This is a genomic window from Klebsiella sp. ME-303 (assembly GCF_007910085.1).
In the GTDB taxonomy this organism is placed as follows: domain Bacteria; phylum Pseudomonadota; class Gammaproteobacteria; order Enterobacterales; family Enterobacteriaceae; genus Klebsiella; species Klebsiella michiganensis.
This window is the reverse complement of record NZ_VOJB01000068.1, coordinates 12,138-32,822: the sequence shown is the minus strand read 5'-3', so window position 1 is coordinate 32,822 and position 20,685 is coordinate 12,138. Positions and strand designations below refer to the sequence as shown.

The 20,685-nt window shown below is 58.9% G+C and carries 20 protein-coding genes; 13 read left to right on the top strand and 7 right to left on the bottom strand.

Translation table 11 applies throughout. The features are described 5' to 3' along the window. Positions 1–196 precede the first annotated feature (196 nt). Positions 197–1,858 carry a putative transporter gene (locus FQK12_RS09395; protein WP_004855675.1) on the top strand — a complete coding sequence of 554 codons (1,662 nt, stop codon included), beginning with the start codon at positions 197–199 and terminating at the stop codon, positions 1,856–1,858. Here FQK12_RS09395 and FQK12_RS09390 read toward each other — a convergent pair. Then, the gene (locus FQK12_RS09390; RefSeq protein WP_014227323.1) at positions 1,826–2,572 is read right to left on the bottom strand and encodes a GntR family transcriptional regulator; all 747 of its coding nucleotides are present in this window, start codon (positions 2,570–2,572) and stop codon (positions 1,826–1,828) included. The two genes, FQK12_RS09395 and FQK12_RS09390, sit on opposite strands and share 33 nt — an antisense overlap. A gap of 341 nt (positions 2,573–2,913) precedes the next feature. Here FQK12_RS09390 and FQK12_RS09385 point away from each other — a divergent pair, with 341 nt between their 5' ends. The 5 genes from FQK12_RS09385 (at position 2,914) to FQK12_RS09365 (ending at position 7,262) form a co-directional block, all read left to right on the top strand. Continuing rightward, on the top strand, positions 2,914–4,536 hold the full coding sequence (locus tag FQK12_RS09385; protein WP_009654320.1) for an alpha-glucoside-specific PTS transporter subunit IIBC: 1,623 nt from the start codon (positions 2,914–2,916) through the stop codon (positions 4,534–4,536). Next, positions 4,533–5,855 carry a 6-phospho-alpha-glucosidase gene (locus FQK12_RS09380; RefSeq protein WP_004855669.1) on the top strand — a complete coding sequence of 441 codons (1,323 nt, stop codon included), beginning with the start codon at positions 4,533–4,535 and terminating at the stop codon, positions 5,853–5,855. Before FQK12_RS09385 ends, FQK12_RS09380 begins: the two co-directional genes overlap by 4 nt. Before the next feature lie 180 nt (positions 5,856–6,035). Continuing rightward, complete coding sequence (locus FQK12_RS09375) at positions 6,036–6,383, top strand: YidH family protein (protein ID WP_004855665.1); 348 nt, start codon at positions 6,036–6,038, stop codon at positions 6,381–6,383. Then, complete coding sequence (locus tag FQK12_RS09370) at positions 6,373–6,735, top strand: DUF202 domain-containing protein (RefSeq protein WP_014227322.1); 363 nt, start codon at positions 6,373–6,375, stop codon at positions 6,733–6,735. Before FQK12_RS09375 ends, FQK12_RS09370 begins: the two co-directional genes overlap by 11 nt. Beyond that, positions 6,732–7,262 carry a radical SAM protein gene (locus tag FQK12_RS09365; protein WP_004855659.1) on the top strand — a complete coding sequence of 177 codons (531 nt, stop codon included), beginning with the start codon at positions 6,732–6,734 and terminating at the stop codon, positions 7,260–7,262. The genes FQK12_RS09370 and FQK12_RS09365 overlap by 4 nt, the downstream gene beginning before the upstream one ends. Positions 7,263–7,314: 52 nt before the next feature. On the opposite strand, the gene dsdA is transcribed toward FQK12_RS09365, so the two are convergent. Both dsdA and dsdX read right to left on the bottom strand, forming a co-directional pair. Further along, positions 7,315–8,643 (bottom strand): D-serine ammonia-lyase, encoded by a 1,329-nt coding sequence (dsdA, locus tag FQK12_RS09360; RefSeq protein ID WP_014227321.1) that lies wholly within the window; start codon positions 8,641–8,643, stop codon positions 7,315–7,317. 17 nt (positions 8,644–8,660) lie between these two features. Continuing rightward, entirely contained in the window at positions 8,661–9,998 is a 1,338-nt protein-coding gene (gene dsdX / locus FQK12_RS09355) for a D-serine transporter DsdX (protein ID WP_004116631.1), read from the bottom strand. 223 nt (positions 9,999–10,221) lie between these two features. On the opposite strand from dsdX, the gene dsdC reads away from it, so the two are divergent. After that, complete coding sequence (gene dsdC / locus FQK12_RS09350; protein WP_014227320.1) at positions 10,222–11,151, top strand: DNA-binding transcriptional regulator DsdC; 930 nt, start codon at positions 10,222–10,224, stop codon at positions 11,149–11,151. A gap of 245 nt (positions 11,152–11,396) precedes the next feature. Here the strand turns inward: dsdC and emrD are convergent, their stop codons facing one another. From emrD to tisB, 4 genes are all read right to left on the bottom strand, one after another. Next, complete coding sequence (emrD, locus tag FQK12_RS09345) at positions 11,397–12,581, bottom strand: multidrug efflux MFS transporter EmrD (RefSeq protein ID WP_004855651.1); 1,185 nt, start codon at positions 12,579–12,581, stop codon at positions 11,397–11,399. 177 nt (positions 12,582–12,758) lie between these two features. Next, entirely contained in the window at positions 12,759–13,592 is an 834-nt protein-coding gene (locus FQK12_RS09340; RefSeq protein WP_014227319.1) for a DMT family transporter, read from the bottom strand. A gap of 70 nt (positions 13,593–13,662) precedes the next feature. Beyond that, entirely contained in the window at positions 13,663–14,109 is a 447-nt protein-coding gene (locus FQK12_RS09335; RefSeq protein WP_004855646.1) for a GNAT family N-acetyltransferase, read from the bottom strand. Between the two features lie 71 nt (positions 14,110–14,180). Beyond that, positions 14,181–14,270: a type I toxin-antitoxin system toxin TisB gene (tisB, locus tag FQK12_RS09330; RefSeq protein ID WP_004107126.1), complete on the bottom strand. Its 90-nt coding sequence runs from the start codon at positions 14,268–14,270 to the stop codon at positions 14,181–14,183. A 581-nt stretch (positions 14,271–14,851) separates the two neighbouring features. Between tisB and ivbL the strand changes: the two genes are divergently transcribed. The 6 genes from ivbL (at position 14,852) to FQK12_RS09300 (ending at position 20,636) form a co-directional block, all read left to right on the top strand. After that, positions 14,852–14,947, top strand: a complete 96-nt coding sequence (ivbL, locus tag FQK12_RS09325) for an ilvB operon leader peptide IvbL (RefSeq protein WP_004107123.1) — start codon at positions 14,852–14,854, stop codon at positions 14,945–14,947. A gap of 102 nt (positions 14,948–15,049) precedes the next feature. Then, on the top strand, positions 15,050–16,738 hold the full coding sequence (gene ilvB, locus FQK12_RS09320) for an acetolactate synthase large subunit (protein ID WP_004855639.1): 1,689 nt from the start codon (positions 15,050–15,052) through the stop codon (positions 16,736–16,738). A 3-nt stretch (positions 16,739–16,741) separates the two neighbouring features. Further along, positions 16,742–17,032 carry an acetolactate synthase small subunit gene (ilvN, locus tag FQK12_RS09315; protein ID WP_004855635.1) on the top strand — a complete coding sequence of 97 codons (291 nt, stop codon included), beginning with the start codon at positions 16,742–16,744 and terminating at the stop codon, positions 17,030–17,032. Between the two features lie 182 nt (positions 17,033–17,214). Next, positions 17,215–17,808 carry a transcriptional regulator UhpA gene (gene uhpA, locus FQK12_RS09310; RefSeq protein ID WP_004107112.1) on the top strand — a complete coding sequence of 198 codons (594 nt, stop codon included), beginning with the start codon at positions 17,215–17,217 and terminating at the stop codon, positions 17,806–17,808. Positions 17,809–17,825: 17 nt separating this feature from the next. Continuing rightward, the gene (uhpB, locus tag FQK12_RS09305; RefSeq protein WP_162097182.1) at positions 17,826–19,307 is read left to right on the top strand and encodes a signal transduction histidine-protein kinase/phosphatase UhpB; all 1,482 of its coding nucleotides are present in this window, start codon (positions 17,826–17,828) and stop codon (positions 19,305–19,307) included. A gap of 9 nt (positions 19,308–19,316) precedes the next feature. After that, positions 19,317–20,636 carry an MFS transporter gene (locus FQK12_RS09300; RefSeq protein ID WP_014227316.1) on the top strand — a complete coding sequence of 440 codons (1,320 nt, stop codon included), beginning with the start codon at positions 19,317–19,319 and terminating at the stop codon, positions 20,634–20,636. Positions 20,637–20,685 lie beyond the last annotated feature (49 nt).

The following is a 20,685-nucleotide window of genomic DNA, read 5'->3' as shown; positions in this document are numbered from 1 at the left end:
TTAAGCTAACCACCTATAAAGCCCCGATGTTCGGGGCTTTTTTGTGTGTGATACGCATTACTTTGTCCTTTCTTGCTGTGTTCAACAAAATGGTCGTTGGCTGATCCCGTGATTATTGTGCGCCAGGCGGCATACAGCCTGGTGAGTACCGGTCATAATCCTCATTGTGAGTAATGTTATACACAGGGAAGAGACGATGAGTGATATAGCATTGACCGTTAGCGTATTGGCGCTGGTGGCGGTCGTCGGATTGTGGATCGGCAATGTAAAAGTGCGCGGTGTCGGCTTCGGTATCGGAGGCGTGCTGTTTGGCGGTATTATCGTCGGCCACTTTGTGGACCAGGCGGGCATTACGCTCAGCAGCCCTATGCTGCACTTTATTCAGGAATTTGGCCTGATTCTCTTCGTGTATACCATCGGTATCCAGGTGGGGCCGGGCTTCTTCGCCTCGCTGCGCGTCTCCGGCCTGCGGCTGAACCTCTTCGCTATTCTGATCGTCATTCTCGGCGGCCTGGTCACCGCGGTCCTGCATAAACTGTTCGATATCCCTCTTCCCGTGGTGCTCGGCATCTTCTCCGGCGCGGTAACCAACACGCCTGCGCTGGGGGCCGGGCAGCAGATCCTGCGCGACCTTGGCGTGCCGCTTGATACCGTCGATCAGATGGGGATGAGCTACGCCATGGCCTATCCGTTTGGTATCTGCGGCATTTTGCTGACCATGTGGCTGGTGCGACTGTTTTTCCGCATCAACGTCGAGAAAGAAGCCCAGCAGTTTGACGAGATCAGCGGCAACGGCCACGCGCATCTTCAGACCATCAACGTGCGGGTCGAAAACCCCAACCTGAACAATATGGCGATTCAGGATGTGCCGATGCTTAACAGCGACAAGCTGATCTGCTCGCGCCTCAAGCGCGAGGAGATGCTAATGGTGCCCGCGCCGAATACCCTGATTCAGCTCGGGGACCTGCTGCACCTGGTCGGGCGACCGGAGGATTTACACAATGCCCAGCTGGTGATTGGCAAGGAGGTTTCCACTTCGCTCTCCACGCGCGGTACCGATCTGAAAGTCGAGCGCGTGGTGGTCACTAACGAAAAAGTATTGGGTAAACGCATACGCGATCTGCACTTTAAACAGCGCTATGACGTGGTGATCTCGCGACTCAATCGCGCCGGGGTTGAGCTGGTCGCCAGCAGCCATGCCAGCCTGCAGTTCGGCGATATTCTTAACCTCGTCGGCCGTCCGGAGGCGATTGACGCGGTGGCCGCCGAGCTGGGCAACGCCCAGCAAAAACTGCAGCAGGTGCAGATGCTGCCGGTATTTATCGGTATTGGCCTGGGCGTGCTGCTGGGCTCCATTCCGCTGTTTATTCCGGGGTTCCCGGCGGCGCTGAAGCTGGGCCTGGCTGGGGGGCCGCTGATTATGGCGCTGATCCTCGGGCGTATCGGCAGCATCGGTAAGCTCTACTGGTTTATGCCGCCCAGCGCTAACCTTGCGCTGCGCGAGCTGGGCATTGTGCTGTTCCTCGCGGTGGTTGGCCTGAAATCCGGCGGCGATTTTGTGGCGACGCTGATTGACGGTGATGGCATGAGCTGGATTGTCTACGGCATCTTTATCACCGCTATCCCACTGCTGGCTGTCGGTATTCTGGCGCGGATGCTGGCGAAGATGAACTACCTGACCCTGTGCGGGATGCTGGCCGGTTCAATGACCGACCCGCCCGCGCTGGCCTTTGCCAACAACCTGCATGCCACCAGCGGCGCGGCGGCGCTCTCTTACGCGACCGTTTATCCGCTGGTCATGTTCTTACGTATTATTACGCCGCAGCTACTGGCGGTGCTGTTCTGGGGGATAGGTTAACGGATTCTCCGCCTGGACGCGCCGCAGGTGGTAGTCCACCTGATACTCGCTGGCGTTACGGAACATCACCGAATAGTTAAGAAACTCGCCGCTGTCGCTGTAGGACAGGGAGGTTATACGCAGCAGCGGCGTCTGCTCCGGCACGTTCATCGACTGCGCCAGCTGCCTGTCCGCCAGCACCGGCGACAGCGTTTCATAGTTGCCGCTAATGGTTATGCCACACTCCTTCTCGATGTAATCGAACTTCGACCCTTCCAGATGCACCAGCGACAGATTGCGAAACAGCTTCACCGGCATATAGCTGTCCTCCAGCATTAGCGGCTTGCCATCGACATAGCGCACCCGGCGCGAGAAGTAGATCCGTTCATCAATTTGTATCCGCAGCAGGCTGGCGATAGCCGGGGGGGCGGGCATCACCTCAAAAACCAATACCCGGCTGACCACCTCTTTACCCTGCTTGCGCAGCACCTCGGCCAGCCCGGTCAGATTGCTGGTTTCATGATGCAGGTCTTTGCGGGCGACGTAGGTGCCGGAGCCGTGCCGACGCACCACCAGTCCCCAGGTGACCAGCAGATCGATGGCTTTGCGGATAGTCATGCGCGCGACGCCGAACTCTTCCGCCAGCTTTTTTTCCCCGGGAAGCGGGCTGCCGACTTCGAAATCGGAGGAGTTGAGGCGCAAACGTAATCTGTCGGCGATGGATTTGTAGATCACCAGTAGACCTCTATTCACTCAGTTGAAAACGATGATGCACGGATTATTAGCTTTAAAAATAGAGTTAATACATATGGATAAATACGCTTGGTTACAGAGGCGTAATAAGCGCAATTCAGAATGTCTAATTTTTACTTAAAAAGTAGACAACATTGGCGCAATTAAAACCATGAAAGCGATCACGAATCGTAACGGCGCCGCATGTTGTCGACCGGGCAAATTTCTATTCTCGTTTCAGGCCAGTACAAATAATTACCCTGAATCATTCACCGTGGTACGTGAAGCATGCCGGGTATGGATAAGGCCACTCACCCTATAAGTTGTTATATGAGGATTTTCAAATGCTCAGTCAAATACAACGCTTTGGCGGCGCCATGTTTACCCCGGTTTTACTCTTTCCTTTCGCTGGGATCGTGGTGGGTATCGCCATTATGCTGCGCAACCCGATGTTCGTCGGGGAAGCGCTCACAGCACCCGATAGTTTATTTGCTCAGATCGTTCACATTGTTGAAGAGGGCGGCTGGACCGTCTTTCGTAATATGCCGCTGATTTTCGCCGTCGGTCTGCCGATCGGCCTGGCGAAACAGGCCCAGGGCCGGGCCTGCCTGGCGGTACTGGTCAGCTTCCTCACCTGGAACTACTTCATCAACGCCATGGGAATGACCTGGGGCCACTTCTTCGGCGTCGATTTTTCCGTGGAGCCGACGCCAGGCAGCGGCCTGACGATGATGGCCGGGATTAAAACGCTCGATACCAGCATTATCGGCGCGATTGTTATCTCCGGGCTGGTGACCGCCCTGCATAACCGCTACTTCGATAAACCGCTGCCGGTGTTTCTGGGGATTTTCCAGGGCTCCTCGTTTGTGGTGATTGTCGCCTTCCTGGCGATGATCCCCTGCGCCTGGCTGACCCTGCTTGGCTGGCCAAAAGTGCAGATGGGCATTGAATCGCTGCAGGCCTTCTTACGCTCGGCCGGGGCGCTGGGGGTCTGGGTCTATATTTTCCTTGAGCGCATTCTGATCCCGACCGGTTTACATCACTTTGTCTACGGACCGTTTATTTTCGGCCCGGCGGTAGTGGAAAGCGGTATTCAGGTTTACTGGGCGCAGCATTTACATGAGTTCAGCCAGAGTACCGAGGCGCTGAAAACCCTCTTCCCGGAAGGCGGATTCGCGCTGCACGGTAACTCGAAGGTCTTTGGTTCCGTGGGTATCGCGCTGGCGCTCTACTACACCGCCGCGCCGGAAAATCGCGTGAAAGTCGCCGGTCTGCTGATTCCCGCCACCCTGACCGCCGTACTGGTGGGAATAACCGAGCCGTTAGAGTTCACCTTCCTGTTTATCTCGCCGCTGCTGTTTGCAGTCCATGCGGTGCTGGCGGCCACTATGGCGACGGTGATGTATATCTGCGGCGTGGTAGGCAACTTTGGCGGCGGCCTGCTCGACCAGTTCCTGCCGCAAAACTGGATCCCCATGTTCCACAACCATGCCTCAATGATGTTTATCCAGATAGGCGTTGGCGTGTGCTTCACCGCGCTCTACTTCGTCATCTTCCGCACGTTGATTCTGCGCCTGAACCTGAAAACGCCGGGCCGCGAAGAGAGTGAAATTAAGCTCTATAGCAAAGCGGATTACCAGGCCGCGCGCGGCAAAACCAGCGCCGCGGGGGCCGCGGATACCAAACTGGGCCAGGCCGCCGGCTTCCTGCAGGCGCTGGGCGGGGCGGGCAATATCGAAAGCATTAATAACTGCGCCACCCGACTGCGCATCGCGCTGGTCGATATGGCGAAGACGCAAAGCGACGACGTCTTTAAAGCGCTGGGCGCCCACGGCGTAGTCCGCCGCGGCAACGGAATTCAGGTCATCGTCGGCCTGCACGTTCCTCAGGTCCGCGACCAGCTGGAAACCCTCATCAAAGATTCTCTACAGACCGAACAAACCACCATGACGGAGGCAGTATCATGAAAAAATTCTCAGTTGTTATCGCAGGCGGCGGCAGTACCTTCACCCCGGGCATCGTGCTGATGCTGTTAGCGAACCAGGATCGCTTCCCGCTGCGGTCGCTGAAATTTTACGACAACGACGGCGCGCGTCAGGAGACCATCGCCGAGGCGTGCAAAGTGATCCTCAAAGAGCAGGCGCCGGAGATTGAATTCAGCTATACCACCGACCCGCAGGCGGCTTTTACCGACGTTGATTTCGTGATGGCGCATATCCGCGTGGGCAAATACCCGATGCGTGAAAAAGATGAAAAAATTCCGCTGCGCCACGGCGTGCTGGGGCAGGAAACCTGCGGCCCTGGCGGTATCGCCTACGGTATGCGCTCCATCGGCGGCGTCCTGGAGCTGGTGGACTATATGGAAAAATATTCGCCGAACGCCTGGATGCTGAACTACTCCAACCCGGCGGCCATTGTGGCGGAAGCGACCCGTCGCCTGCGTCCGAACGCCAGAATTCTCAACATTTGCGATATGCCGATCGGTATCGAAGGGCGGATGGCGCAAATCGTCGGCCTCAAGGACCGCAAGCAGATGCGCGTGCGCTACTATGGGTTGAACCACTTCGGCTGGTGGACCTCGATTGAAGATCTGCAGGGTAACGATCTGATGCCGAAACTGCGCGAACATGTGGCGAAATTCGGCTATGTTCCGCCATCAAACGATCCCCATACCGAGGCGAGCTGGAACGACACCTTCGCCAAGGCGAAGGACGTGCAGGCGCTGGATCCGGATACGATGCCAAATACTTACCTTAAGTATTATCTGTTCCCGGACTACGTCGTGGCGCACTCCAATCCGGAACGCACCCGCGCCAACGAGGTGATGGATCACCGTGAGAAAAACGTCTTTAGCGCCTGTCGGGCCATTATTGCTGCGGGCCACTCCTCCGCAGGCGATCTGGAAATTGACGAACACGCGTCCTACATCGTCGATCTGGCGGCGGCGATTGCCTTTAATACTCAGGAACGCATGCTGCTGATTGTGCCAAACAACGGGGCGATTCATAACTTTGACGCCGATGCGATGGTGGAAATTCCGTGCCTGGTTGGCCACAACGGACCGGAGCCGCTGACGGTAGGCGACATTCCCCACTTCCAGAAAGGGATGATGAGCCAGCAGGTTGCGGTGGAAAAACTGGTGGTGGATGCCTGGGAACAGCGCTCTTATCACAAGCTGTGGCAGGCCATTGCGCTGTCGAAAACCGTGCCGAGCGCATCCGTTGCGAAAGCGATTCTTGATGACCTGATTGCGGCCAATAAAGCGTACTGGCCGGAACTGCATTAATCCTGCTGACCGGCAGCCACAGGGTGCCGGTTATTCATTTATCGGCCTGATAGCCCGACTTTATACGGTTATCAGGCCTGAGCTTCCTCTGAAACGGGGCGATTATTAATGCCCTCCGCTTTGGCAGTCAGGTAGAATCGGCGGTATTTTACGCAACCGGGAATCCATCAAGGAGTCATGATGAAAATATCCCGCCTTGGTGAAGCGCCGGATTACCGCTTCTCGCTGGCGAATGAACGTACCTTTCTGGCGTGGATCCGCACTTCGCTAGGCTTTTTAGCCGGTGGCGTCGGCCTGGACCAGCTGGCGCCGGATTTCGCTACGCCGCTGATTCGCGAAATTCTGGCGCTGCTGCTGTGCCTGTTTGCCGGCGGTCTGGCGATTTACGGCTATATACGCTGGCTGAGCAACGAAAAGGCGATGCGGCTTAAACAGGATCTTCCCTATACACGCACGCTGCTGCTGATCAGTATTCTGCTGACCCTCGTCATCGTGGTGGTGATGGCGCTGGTGCTCTATGCCGGATAATCGCCGGGCGCGTCGCGAGAGCGATCCGGGCCTGCAGCCGGAGCGTACGTCGCTGGCCTGGTTTCGCACCCTTTTAGGCTATGGCGCGCTGCTGGCGCTGGCGATTAAGCACCACTGGCATCAGGCGGGGATCGCATTCTGGATTTCGCTGTGCATATTGCCGTTCGCCGCCCTTATCCTCTGGCGCTATACCCGCAGCCGCAATCTGATGAACGTTGAGCAAAGCGATTTTGCTCAGCCGCAGGCGGTTCGTGACAAATTTTTGATCGCATTCGCAGTACTTTCCCTGTCATTGTTGTTTGCTGTAACCCATATACGACAGGTGATTTTGTTTATTAAGGATATGACATGACAGGATGTCAGGCCGATTACGGTGACGATCGGCACTGCGGGAACTGCAAATCGCTGGCGAGCGATCTTCCGGTACAGGAAGTCATTATCGATCGTCAGGCGTGCCAACGCCCCGAGCGTGTCTACCATCAGCTGAGCGCTCAGGGAGCCGTGGCCATCAAGTTTATTCCCCATCTGCAACCTTCCGACGCCCGGCTGTGGGGGGATTTCCTCTGCGCGGTGTTTGCGATTTGGGTTAAAGAAGATGCTAACCGCATCGTCGTGCCGCTGTTTGAGGCCACGCTGCGCGCCTGGCGCGGCGAGTCGGTGCAGTATGCCAACAATCCGCCGGGGCCAGCCTGCGCGGGCTGCGCCTGGCTAAGATTATGCGGTGGGGGCTGCCCGCAGCTGCGTCTGGAGGATGGCTCCAATGCGCTATGCGAGGGTTACCGGCAGTTTTATAGCTGGAGCGCCCCCTATATGCGCGTTCTGCGCGATCTACTCAATCAGCATCGTTCGCCGGTTGAGCTTATGCATCTGCTGCGCTAAAAAATGGCGACGAAAGAAGCTTCGTCGCCATCGCGTTGACCTGACGGGAGGTTTACCGTCCTTTTGCCAGATACTGCGCCATCTCCTCTTCCGGCACCATGCCGCCGCCGGTTGCCCACACAAGGTGGGTCGCATTGCGCATCTGCCCGGCGGTGAAACCGTGCATCTGCTGATACGCCTGGCTGGCGCAGACCCGCTGCGGCCCGGCCATGCCGGCCAGCGCGGACGGCTCCAGGCGAATACCTTCTTCCTCGGCTAACCAACCCAGCATGTCGTACATTGTCTGGTCATCGAGAGAGTAGAACCCATCCAGCAGGCGCTCCATTGCCCTGCCAACGAAACCGGAAGCGCGGCCTACCGCCAGACCGTCCGCGGCGGTCAGATTATCAATTCCCAGATCCTGAACCGAAATCTGGTCATGCAGGCCGGTATACACCCCCAGCAGCATGCAAGGGGAGTGGGTCGGTTCGGCGAAGAAGCAGTGGACGTTATCGCCAAACGCCAGCTTCAGGCCAAACGCCACGCCGCCGGGGCCGCCGCCAACGCCGCACGGCAGATAAACAAACAGCGGATGACTGGCATCCACCACGCGCCCTTCGCGGGCAAACTGCGCTTTTAGCCGCTCGCCGGCCACGGAGTAGCCGAGGAACAGGGTGCGCGAGTTCTCATCATCGATAAAGAAGCAGTTCGGGTCGGACTCGGCGGCTTTACGCCCCTGCTCAACCGCCACGCCGTAATCCTCTTCGTACTCCACCACCGTCACGCCGTGGCTGCGCAGTTTGGCCTTTTTCCACGCTCTGGCGTCGGCGGACATATGGACCGTCACCTTGAAGCCGATGCGCGCGCTCATTATGCCAATCGACATCCCCAGGTTGCCGGTGGAGCCAACGGCGATGCTGTACTGGCTGAAGAACGTCCTGAACTCGGGGGTCAGCAGCTTGCGGTAGTCGTCGGCTGTGTTTAACAATCCCGCGTCGATCGCCAGTTTTTCCGCGTGGGTCAGGACTTCATAAATGCCGCCGCGGGCCTTAATCGAGCCGGAAATCGGCAGGTGGCTGTCTTTCTTCAGCAGCAGATCGCCAGCAATGGGCTGACGAAAGGTTTTTTCCAGCCGGGCCTTCATTGCCGGGATGGCCACCAGCTCGGATTCGATAATACCGCCGGTGGCGGCGGTTTCCGGAAAGGCTTCCGCCAGATAGGGCGCAAAACGATCGAGGCGGGCGTGGGCGTCCTGAACGTCTTCAGTCGTCAGGCCAACGTAGGGTAACCCCTCCGCCAGCGACGTCGTTGACGGGTTAAACCAGGTGGTTTCTTTCAGGGCTATCAGCTCCTCCAGTAGAGGAAACTGGGCGAGTAAAGTGGTCATGTCAGCGTTTTTCATATTACGTCTCTTTGCGCTCAGATGATGAAAGAAAGCAGGAATGTACCGGCCAGTGCAAGCAGCGAAGCGATAAAGGTCGCCGTGGTATAGTATTTGAACGTTTCGTTAAGGCTTGCCCCGCAGTACTGCTTAACCAGCCAGAACAGGGAATCCGTCACGATAGTGCAGCCAATCGCGCCGGAGCCGATGGCGATAGCGATGATTTCCGGGCTCACGCCGGGATAGAGCGGCAGCATCGGCGCGACGATGGCGGTTGCGCCCATCATGGCGACGGTGGCGGAACCGACGGCGGCATGCAGAATCAGCGCCACCAGCCAGGCCAGCAGAATCGGGTGCATATCGAGGTTCGACAGAATCACCGCCAGCGTATCGGCCAGGCCGCTGGTTTTCAGAATGGCGTTAAAGGCCCCGCCTGCGCCGATAATCAGCAGGATATTGGCGATAGAACCGAAACAGTTTTCCGTATGCGTCAGCAGAGTGCTCATGCCCATATTCTGGCGGATACCCAGCACGTAGTAGGCCACAAAGACGGCGATAAACATGGCGGTGATCGGATTGCCGATAAACTCCAGCAGCATATACAGCGTGCCGCCTTTGGTCATATTCAGTTCGGCGATGGTTTTTACCAGCATCAGGCCGATCGGCAGCAGCACCGTAAACAGCGTGGCGCCCAGCGACGGCAGGGTCTCTTCTTTGCGCACTTCGAGGTTGGCAAACTCAGCCGGCACCGCTTTAAACGGCAGGCGGTTGCCGAGGAGCCGCAGGAACAGCGGGCCGCCGACCAGCGAGGCCAGCAGGCCCACCAGCAGACCGTAAACGATCACCGTTCCGATATCCGCGCCCAGCTTGTTGGCGACGAACAGCGCAGCCGGATGCGGCGGCACCACGCAGTGCACCGCCATCAGCGCCGTACACAGCGGGATGGCCAGCTTCAGCAGCGACGTGTTGGTCTTTTTGGCAATGGAAAACGCCAGCGGAATCAGCAGCACCACGCCCACTTCAACGAACAGGGTGATCCCGCAAATCAGGCCCACCAGCACCATAATAACGTCAGCGGACAGCCAGCGGCAGCGCTGGAGCGTCAGGCCGATACGTTCCGCTGCGCCGGAGACCTCCATCATTTTGCCGAGAATCGTTCCCAGCCCAATCACCGCCGCAAGGAAGCCCAGCGTGCCGCCAATCCCGCTCTCAATGGCGTTAACCATATCCAGCGGGCTCATGCCCATCATGGCACCGACGAAAAAGCTTGCCAGCAGTAGCGCCAGAAACGGGTGAAACTTCAGTTTGACGATAGTTAATACAATCAACACGATGCTGATCAGCAGCGTGCTCACAACCCAGATCTGAGATTCCATACCCCACCTCGCCTGTGAATAATCTATGGGTATTGAACAGAAAAACGGCACGCGCTGACAAACGATATAAACGGCCCTTCAGGTGAATCAGATTGAATCAAAAAGGTGATTTTGCTCTAAAATTGTCTGTTATGTGTGCTATGCATCACTTTTATTCATCTTTAATGCGCAGCTGGCGCGAAAAATTTCTTACACTCGGCGGGGAATTGTGAAGGAGTAAGAGATGGAGACGCTAAAAGAGTTAGGCACTCGCCTGCTTAACGGCTGGCAGCTATCGAAGCTGTATACCTTTGAAGTCGCCGCCCGGCATGAGTCGTTTGCGCTGGCGGCGGAGGAGCTGTCGCTGACGCCCAGCGCGGTGAGCCACCGTATCAATCAGCTGGAAGAAGAGCTGGGGATCCAGCTGTTTGTGCGCTCGCACCGCAAAGTAGAGCTGACGCATGAAGGTAAGCGGGTGTTCTGGGCGCTGAAGTCCTCGCTGGATAGCCTGAACCAGGAAATTCTGGATATTAAAAACCAGGAGCTGTCGGGGACGTTAACGGTCTATTCGCGCCCGTCCATCGCCCAGTGCTGGCTGGTTCCCGCGCTCGGCGATTTTACCCGCCGCTATCCGTCGATCTCGCTTACCGTGCTGACCGGCAACGATAACGTCAATATGCAGCGCGCGGGCATCGATCTGGCAATCTACTTCGATGATGCGCCTTCCTCGCAGCTGAGCCACCATTTTCTGATGGATGAGGCCATCGTACCGGTCTGCACGGCGGATTACGCGCGCCAGCATCAGCTACAGCAGAACCCCGGCAATCTTCGCCACTGTACGCTGCTGCACGATCGTCAGGCGTGGAGCAACGATTCCGGCACCGATGAGTGGTTCAGCTGGGCGCAGACATTTTCCGTCGATTTGCCGCAATCGTCGGGTATTGGCTTCGATCGTTCGGATTTAGCGGTGATTGCCGCGATGAATCACGTTGGCGTGGCGATGGGGCGTAAGCGGCTGGTGCAAAAGCGCCTGGAGAGCGGCGAGCTGATCGCACCGTTCGGCGAGATGACCCTGAAGTGCCATCAGCACTACTACGTGACGACCCTGCCGGGCCGTCAGTGGCCGAAAATTGACGCCTTTATCCACTGGCTGCAGAGTCAGGCGCAATTATGATGACCGGCTTAGTTTCATCCCGTTGGCGCTGCGCTGACCGGGCTACGGGTTTACCTCCGTCTGCGGGCCGGTAGCCCGGACAGGCGCGTCAGGCGCCGCCTCCGGGAAATATGCCGGGGCTGATAATTCGCCACTGCTTCCCGGCTTGCGCTGCGCTTAGCCGGGCTACGGGTTTATCGGCGTCCGTCATTTGTAGCCCGGGTAAGACGCGCCGCGTCGCGACCCGGGGAACCCGCAAAGAAGCCTTAAACCGGCTGCTGGTGTTGATGAAAGCGCGACGCCAGCGGCAGCCAGCACAGCAGAATCAGCAATCCCATCAGCATCATCAGCAGGCCGAGGCTGCCCTGACCGGTTTGCGGCATCATCGCCGACAGCCACGCCAGCACGCCGGAACCGATATTCTGCAGCCCGCCCACCAGCGCCCCGGCGGTGCCGGCGAGGAACGGGAAGGGCTCCATCGCGCCGCTGGTCGCCAGCGGAAACAGCATCCCCGCGCCAAAAAAGAACAGCGCGGCGGGAACCAGCAGGGTCCAGACGGTCATCACGCCCAGCAGGCCAGGGATCCACATCAGCACCCCCGCCAGCAGGCAGCAAATCACCGACTGCCACATCAGCGTCGGGAAGCGTTTGTTCGGCCGGCCGGCAAACCAGGCGCCAAAGAACGCCGCCGGGATCGGCAGAATAAACAGAATGCTGACCGACATACTGCTCAGACCCAGTACCGCGCCCATCAGCACGCCGGAACAGGCTTCGAATACGGCAATGCCCGCCAGGCCGCCGATCAGCATCAGCAGATAGCAGTTGAACGCGCCGGTACCGAACAGCGTTTTATAGTTGGTGATGAGCCGGGTACGCGGCGCGCCGGTGGGCCGGGTTTCCGGCATCCAGCGCGCCATGCTGAAGGTGACGCCGGCGCAAAGTACCAGCAGAAATACGAAGCAGGCCCGCCAGTTCCATAAGGTATCGAGAATGCCGCCAATCAGCGGCGCCAGCAGCGGGCTAACCAGAATCCCCATATTCAGCAGGCTATTGGCGTGCCTGAGCTGCGCCCCTTCATACAGATCGCGCGGCAAGGTTCGCGCCATCACGCCGCCGACGCCGGTACCCATCCCCTGCATTGCGCTGGCGGCAATCAGCACCGGCAGGCTATGGGTGGTAATGGCAACCAGCGTCGCCAGCATAAAAATGGACATTCCCACCAGGATCACCGGGCGGCGGCCAACGCGATCGGAGAGCGGGCCGTAGAAAAGCTGCGAGACGCCGTAGGTCAGCAGATAAGCGGCCATTACGCTCTGCACCGCGCCTTCGCGAACGTTGAGCGATATCGCCATATCGGCAATCGCCGGAATATAAATGGTCTGCGCCATCTGGCCTACGGCCACCAGCAGCACCAGCATCAACAACAAATTGAAGTTCTTATGCCGTTTCATGTCGATGAATACTTTGTATAAAGTTGGAGATGAAGAATATGTGACTGGCACACCCGCTAAACGATGGAGGAATCTACCACATAAAAATGACAGAACAACCCTGTAAGGGGGGATTGTCGGGGATGTTCAGGCAGGTTTTGTAAACGAAAGTCGGCAACTAATGTTGCCATGTGTGGATTACGACAGCCGCAGCAGAATCGCCCCGGCGGCAATGCCGCAGGCGGCGGCGATGCGCAATGGAACTACCTTCTCTTTCAACAGGATAAACGCGATAACCGCGCCAAAAAGAATCGAGGTTTCGCGCAGGGCGGCTACCACCGCCAGCGGCGCCTGGGTCATGGCCCACAGCGCCAGGCCATAGGAGCCCATGGTACCGACGCCGCCGACCATGCCTTTCTTCCAGTGCTGGCGCAGATAGCGGCTGGCCTGCGGGCGTCGGGCAATCATCGCCCAGCCCAGCAGACAGAAGCCGTTCATAAAAAAGGTCCACAGGGTATAGCCCAGCGCGGTTTCTGAAAGCCGCACACCGGTTCCGTCGACCAGCGTGTAGCCCGCAATGAAGCAGGCGTTGATCAGCGCCAGTACGATACCCTGGCTCGAACTGGCGCGCCCGTTAAAGGCCATCGCCAGAATCGCCAGGCAGATGACGCCGATGCCCAGCCACGCCAGCGGGGAGAGAGTGTCGCCAAGAAAGGCGACGCTGATTATCGCCACCAGTAGCGGGGCGGTCCCGCGCATCAGCGGATAGGTCTGGCTCATATCCGAGACCTGATAGGTTTTTGCCACCAGCACCGTATACACCACCTGTAGCGCGCAGGAGACGGCAAGAAACGGCACGCTGGCGAGCGTGGGTTGGGGGGCAAAAGGGAGCAGAACCAGGGCGATGAGCGAGGCAGAGCCGCTAACGCCTACCGCTGCGTACATTTTATCGCCGCTGGCTTTAACTATAGCGTTCCAGCTGGCGTGAAGCAGGGCGGCGAACAGCAAAATACAGAATACGGTAATGGTCATTGCGGCCTGGCGCTGGGGAATAAATCGTCAACGGACTGTAACATGCGCACTCTTCAGCAGCCAGCGGCGGCTAGAGCGAACAGAACAGACGATGGGTGACCCGGGGTTCATCATATATCGGGCGAAATCCCAGATTTTCATAAAACGACCAGGCCGTTGACGGCGCATGGGTGTTGAGAAAATCAAAGCTGCTGCCGGAGTGGGTGATAACCGAGACCAGCAGCTGATGCCCGATCCCCTGCCGACGATGGCGCTCGGCGATATACAAATGGCGGATGCGACCGGCCCGCGGCTGCTGGCTAAAAGGGTCGATGTTAAGCCCGCACACGCCGACCAGCTGCCCGTGCGCAAAAGCCCCCAGCAGCTTTTCTCCCGGCGCGTTAAAACGGTTTTCCCCGTTCTGCCAGTTCTCCGCCAGGCGACGCAGCATGTTCAGGTTTTGCGCCAGGCTTTCGGCGCGGAGTGCCGAAAAACCAGGTTCGTCCGGGGTGATAGCGGCGATCAACAACGGTGCCATAATTTTTCTCCGTCAGGTTAGCCTGTAGAGGGGCGGTTTCCCGCCCCTCTCAGGTGCGACTTGAACCTGAATCAGCGGAACTGCTTCAGGACTGCATCAAGTAGTTGCAACACGGCAACCATGAGTTTCAGGATCAGAACAACGATATCCACTCCGCCCATACGCGTCTCCTCTGGTTCAGGAGCACAACCGGCTGGCGTACCTTTCCGCCGCCTGTTGCCAGCCAGGGTATACCCGTCATATTCAGGCGCCACCTGCCGGTGGCGGACTCAATAATTCGGGGTATTTGTTGACGTAACACAGTGTGCTCTTCTGGGGTTAAGGCGCTGACGGCACCACCCGTTTCAGCCAGGACTTTTTTGCGCCGGTAAAAGTGCGGCCCCAGATTCCCCCTGCGTACCCCCTCAGTATAGAATGAATACTGTATATATGAACAGTATTTTTTGGACAAATTTGTATACGCGATCCATACTCTAAATCAGCAAAAACCATCGTGAAAATTGCGCCTTCTTCCCCGATCGCGTATACTTTTTTCGTTGACGTAATACAGTGTGCTTGCGGCTACCAACCGTAAAAACACCGAACAGAAAACCTCGCCGCGGCGGGGTTTTTTGTTTTTATCCCGCCGCAAATTAATGTGATCTTCCGCGCAGTTTCTCCTGGTTGAAAATAAATCCATTGTGAAATGACAAAAGCTGTGTTTGTATAAATTCATTCCCTTTTTTGAGACAACAGGTCCCTCATGAACGCTACCACGCTGACTTCGACCCTACTACTAACCGCGCCTGCCGCGGTGGTCGTCGTGTCTGTGGTGGTCGTCGTCGGCAACGCGCCGTAGGGTCCGGAACAACACGAATTCCAAACCCCGCCGGCGCAAACCGAGCGGGGTTTTTCGTTTCATGCCCCCCGGTAAGTCGGCCCAGAATAAAAGGACTGGAGCATGGCAAGTTCGGGCACAACATCACAAAAAATGCGCTTCACTGGCGCACAGTTAGTCGTTCATTTACTGGAGCGTCAGGGGATCACTACGGTCAGCGGCATTCCGGGCGGCTCCATCCTTCCCATTTACGATGCGTTAAGCCAAAGCACGCAGATCCGCCATATTCTGGCGCGTCACGAGCAGGGCGCGGGGTTTATCGCCCAGGGCATGGCGCGCACCGAGGGCAAACCGGCGGTGTGTATGGCCTGTAGCGGCCCGGGAGCCACTAACCTGATCACCGCTATCGCTGACGCCCGTCTGGATTCGATTCCGCTGGTGTGCATTACCGGCCAGGTTCCGGCCTCAATGATCGGCACCGACGCTTTCCAGGAAGTCGACACCTACGGTATCTCTATCCCCATCACGAAACATAACTATCTGGTACGCAACATTGCTGAGCTGCCGCAGGTGATAAGCGACGCGTTTCGCATCGCGCAGTCCGGGCGACCAGGGCCGGTGTGGATAGATATTCCTAAGGATGTTCAGGCCGCGACCATTGAGCTTGACGCCCTGCCGGAACCCGGCGCCCGTACGGCGCCTCCGACGTTCGATAGCGCCAGCGTGCGTGAAGCGGCGGCGATGATTAACGCCGCGCAGCGTCCGGTGCTCTATCTGGGCGGTGGGGTGATCAACGCGCCTGAGCCCATTCGCCAGCTGGCGGAAAAAGCCAACCTGCCAACCACCCAGACCCTGATGGCGCTGGGGATGCTGCCGAAAGCGCATCCGCTGTCGCTGGGCATGCTGGGGATGCACGGCGCGCGCAGCACCAATTTTATTTTGCAAGAGGCTGATTTATTAGTTGTTTTAGGCGCGCGTTTTGATGACCGGGCGATTGGTAAAACCGAGCAGTTCTGCCCGAACGCGAAAATTATCCACGTTGATATCGACCGCTCTGAGCTGGGCAAAATCAAACAGCCGCACGTGGCGATTCAGGGCGATGTTGGCGAAGTGCTGGCGCAGCTGATCCCGCAGGTCGAGGCGCAGCCGCGCAGCGAATGGCTGCAGCTGGTGGCCGATCTGCAGCGGGAGTTCCCCTGCACCATTCCGCAGGAGCAAGACCCGCTTACCCACTATGGCCTGATTAACGCCGTTGCCGCCTGCGTTGACGATGAGGCAATCGTGACCACCGACGTCGGCCAGCACCAGATGTGGGTCGCGCAGGCGTATCCGCTCAACCGCCCGCGCCAGTGGCTGACCTCCGGCGGCCTCGGCACCATGGGCTTTGGTCTGCCTGCCGCAGTAGGCGCGGCGCTGGCTAACCCGCAGCGCAAGGTCATCTGTTTCTCCGGCGACGGCAGCCTGATGATGAACATTCAGGAAATGGCTACCGCGGCGGAAAATCAGCTGGACGTGAAAATTATCCTGATGAATAACGAAGCGCTGGGGCTGGTTCACCAGCAGCAGAGCCTGTTCTACAAGCAGGGCGTGTTCGCCGCGACCTATCCTGGCATGGTCAACTTTATGCAGATCGCCGCCGGTTTTGGTCTGCAAACCTGTGATTTAAATAACGAAGCCGATCCGCAGGCGGCGCTGCAGGCGATTATCGACCGCCCGGGTCCGGCGCTGATCCACGTGCGTATCGATGCCGAAGAAAAAGTGTATCCGATGGTACCGCCGGGTGCGGCCAATACTGAAATGGTGGGGGAATAAGCCATGCAACAAGCGACTCATGAAAACGTTATTCTACAGCTCACCGTGCGCAACCACCCTGGCGTGATGACCCACGTTTGCGGCCTGTTTGCCCGCCGCGCATTTAACGTGGAAGGCATTCTTTGTCTGCCGATCCCGGACAGCAACCAGAGCCGCATCTGGCTACTGGTCAACGACGATCAGCGCCTCGGGCAGATGATTAGCCAGATCGAAAAGCTGGAAGACGTTGAGAAGGTGGTGCGCAATCAGTCCGATCCCTCCATGTTCAGCAAAATCGCGGTGTTCTTCGAATAATCGCTCGCGGCTTGATCCGCTGCGCGCGATAAACAAAATCACTCAAGCCGCATCAGGGCGGCAACTCTGAGAATCCCCCTGGAGCTGACTGAAGTCAGTGACTGGGGGGAACAGAGGCAGCTTGAAGGATGACGTTTATACCGTTAAGGTAAGCGCGTTTTTTATCCTCCCCAGGAATCGCCATGACCACAATCGCCCTTATTGACGATCATCTTATCGTCCGCTCCGGCTTTGCCCAGCTGCTGGGGCTGGAAGCCGATTTTCAGGTCGTCGCCGAATTCGGTTCCGGTCGCGAAGCGCTGGCGGGGCTGCCCGGCCGCGGCGTGCAGGTCTGTATCTGCGATATCTCGATGCCGGATATCTCCGGGCTTGAGCTGTTAAGCCAGTTGCCTAAAGGGATGGCGATCGTGATGCTGTCGGTGCACGACAGCCCGGCGCTGGTGGAGCAGGCGCTGAACGCCGGCGCGCGCGGCTTTCTCTCCAAGCGCTGCAGCCCGGATGAGCTGATCGCCGCCGTCCGCACCGTGGCGGCTGGCGGCTGCTACCTGACGCCGGATATCGCCATGAAGCTGGCGGCCGGGCGACGGGACCCGCTCACCAAACGCGAACGCGAGGTGGCGGAAAAGCTGGCGCAGGGGATGGCGGTAAAAGAGATTGCCGCCGAGCTGGGCCTGTCGCCAAAAACCGTGCACGTTCATCGCGCCAATCTGCTGGAAAAGCTGGGCGTCAGCAACGACGTCGAGCTGGCGCGCCGCATGTTCGATAGCTGGCAATGAACGCCTTTCTCTCCCGGCTGCTCTCGGTTATTGGCTGTTGCTTTATCTTTTCCGCCGCATGGTTTTGCCTGTGGAGCATCAGCCTGCACCTGGTGGAGCGTGCCGATCTTGCGGTGCTGCTTTTCCCCTTTGGCCTGCGTCTTGGCCTGATGCTGCAGTGTCCGCGCGGCTACTGGCCGGTTCTGCTGGGCGCTGAGTGGCTGCTGATCTTCTGGCTGGCGCAGGAAGTGGCGCTGGCGCACCCGATAATATTGATGACCGGAAGTCTGTTGACCCTGCTGCCGGTGGCGCTGATCTCACGCTATCGCCAGCAGCGTGACTGGCTCACCCTGCTGCGTCAGGGAGGGGCGCTGATCGCCGCTGCGCTGCTCCAGTCGCTGCCGTGGCTGCCGGAAGGCAAGGAGGGGCTGAACGCGCTGCTGCTGACCCTGACCGGCGGCCTGACGCTGGCGCCTACCTGCCTGGTTATCTGGCACTACCTTACCAGTACCGTCTGGCGGCCGCTGGGGCCATCGCTGGTCTCGCAGCCGGTAAACTGGCGCGGGCGGCATCTTATCTGGTACCTGCTGCTGTTCAGCGTCAGTCTCTGGCTCCAGCTGGGGCTGCCCGCCGAGCTCTCGCGATTTACGCCTTTCTGCCTGGCGCTGCCGATTATCGCCCTGGCCTGGCACTACGGCTGGCAGGGCGCGCTGATCGCGACCCTGATGAACGCCATCGCGCTGATTGCCAGCCAGAGCTGGCACGATCATCCGGTGGATTTGCTGCTTTCGCTGCTGGCGCAAAGCCTGACGGGCCTGCTGCTGGGCGCAGGCATTCAGCGGCTGCGCGAGCTGAATCAGTCGCTGCAAAACGAGCTGGTGCGTAACCAGCGGCTGGCGGAACGCCTGCTGGAAACCGAAGAGAGCGTGCGCCGCGAGGTGGCCCGCGAGCTGCACGATGATATCGGGCAGACCATCACCGCCATCCGTACTCAGGCGGGGATCGTCCAGCGTCTGGCGCCTAACAGCGCCAGCGTCAGGCAGAGCGGCCAGCTGATTGAGCAGCTTTCGCTCGGCGTCTATGATTCGGTGCGCCGCCTGCTGGGCCGCCTGCGCCCGCGCCAGCTGGACGACCTGACGCTTGAACAGGCGGTGCGTTCGTTGATGCGCGAAATGGAGCTGGAGGACCGCGGTATGGTCAGCCATCTGGCGTGGCGCATTGATGAGTCGCTGCTGAGCGAAAACCAGCGCGTCACCCTGTTCCGCGTCTGCCAGGAAGGGCTGAATAATATCGTCAAACACGCCAGCGCCAGCGCCGTCACGCTGCAGGGCTGGCAGCAGGAGCAGCGGCTGATGCTGGTGCTGGAGGACGACGGCTGCGGCCTGCCGCCGGGCTCAGGTCAGCAGGGCTTCGGCCTGACCGGCATGCGCGAGCGCGTCAGCGCGCTGGGCGGCACCTTAACCATCTCCTGCACCCACGGCACCCGCGTTTGCGTCAGCCTGCCGCTGCGCTACGCCTGAGGAGCGACGATGTTTGCCTTTTTGAAATCCCCGCCCGCTGCTCCGCCGATTACCGACAAACCGGCGCTGGACGCGCGCTACCGCTACTGGCGTCGGCATATTCTGCTGACCATCTGGCTGGGCTATGCGCTGTTTTATTTTACGCGTAAAAGCTTTAACGCCGCCGTGCCGGAAATCCTCGCCAGCAACGTGCTGACGCGCAGCGATATCGGCCTGCTGGCAACGCTGTTCTACATCACCTACGGGCTGTCGAAATTTTTCTCCGGTATCGTCAGCGACCGCTCTAACGCCCGCTATTTTATGGGCATCGGTCTGGTCGCTACCGGCGTGGTGAATATTCTGTTTGGCTTTTCCACTTCGCTGTGGGCCTTCGCGCTGCTGTGGGCGCTGAACGCCTTCTTCCAGGGCTGGGGCTCGCCGGTGTGCGCCCGTCTGCTGACGACCTGGTATTCGCGCACCGAACGCGGCGGCTGGTGGGCGCTGTGGAATACGGCGCATAACGTCGGCGGGGCGCTGATCCCGATGGTGGTTGGCGCGGCGGCGCTGCACTACGGTTGGCGAACGGGGATGATGATTGCCGGCATGCTGGCGATCCTCGCCGGACTGTTTCTCTGCTGGCGGCTGCGCGACCGGCCGCAGGCGGTCGGCCTGCCCGCCGTGGGCGACTGGCGGCACGATGAGCTGGAGATTGCCCAGCAGCAGGAGGGCGCTGGCCTGACCCGTAAAGAGATCCTCACCAAATACGTGCTGCTGAATCCCTATATCTGGCTGCTCTCGCTGTGCTACGTGCTGGTGTACGTGGTGCGCGCGGCGATTAACGACTGGGGCAACCTGTATATGTCGGAAACGCTCGGCGTCGATCTGGTCACGGCGAATTCGGCGGTCACCATGTTCGAGGTGGGCGGCTTTATCGGCGCGCTGGTGGCGGGCTGGGGCTCGGATAAACTGTTTAACGGCAACCGCGGGCCGATGAACCTGATTTTCGCCGCCGGTATTTTGCTGTCGGTGGGCGGCCTCTGGCTGATGCCGTTCGCCAGCTACGTGATGCAGGCGGCCTGCTTCTTCACGACCGGCTTTTTCGTTTTTGGCCCACAGATGCTGATCGGCATGGCGGCGGCGGAGTGCTCGCACAAAGAGGCGGCGGGGGCGGCAACCGGCTTTGTTGGCCTGTTTGCCTATCTTGGCGCATCGCTCTCCGGCTGGCCGCTGGCGCAGGTGATGGAAATCTGGCACTGGAGCGGCTTTTTCGTGGTTATCGCCATTGCCGCCGGCATTTCCGCCCTGCTGCTGCTGCCGTTTTTAAACGCCCAGGCGCCGCGAGAAGCGTGACCCACTTCACCTTTCTTCGCCGAATGGCGTAAAACTAAGAAATTTTCCC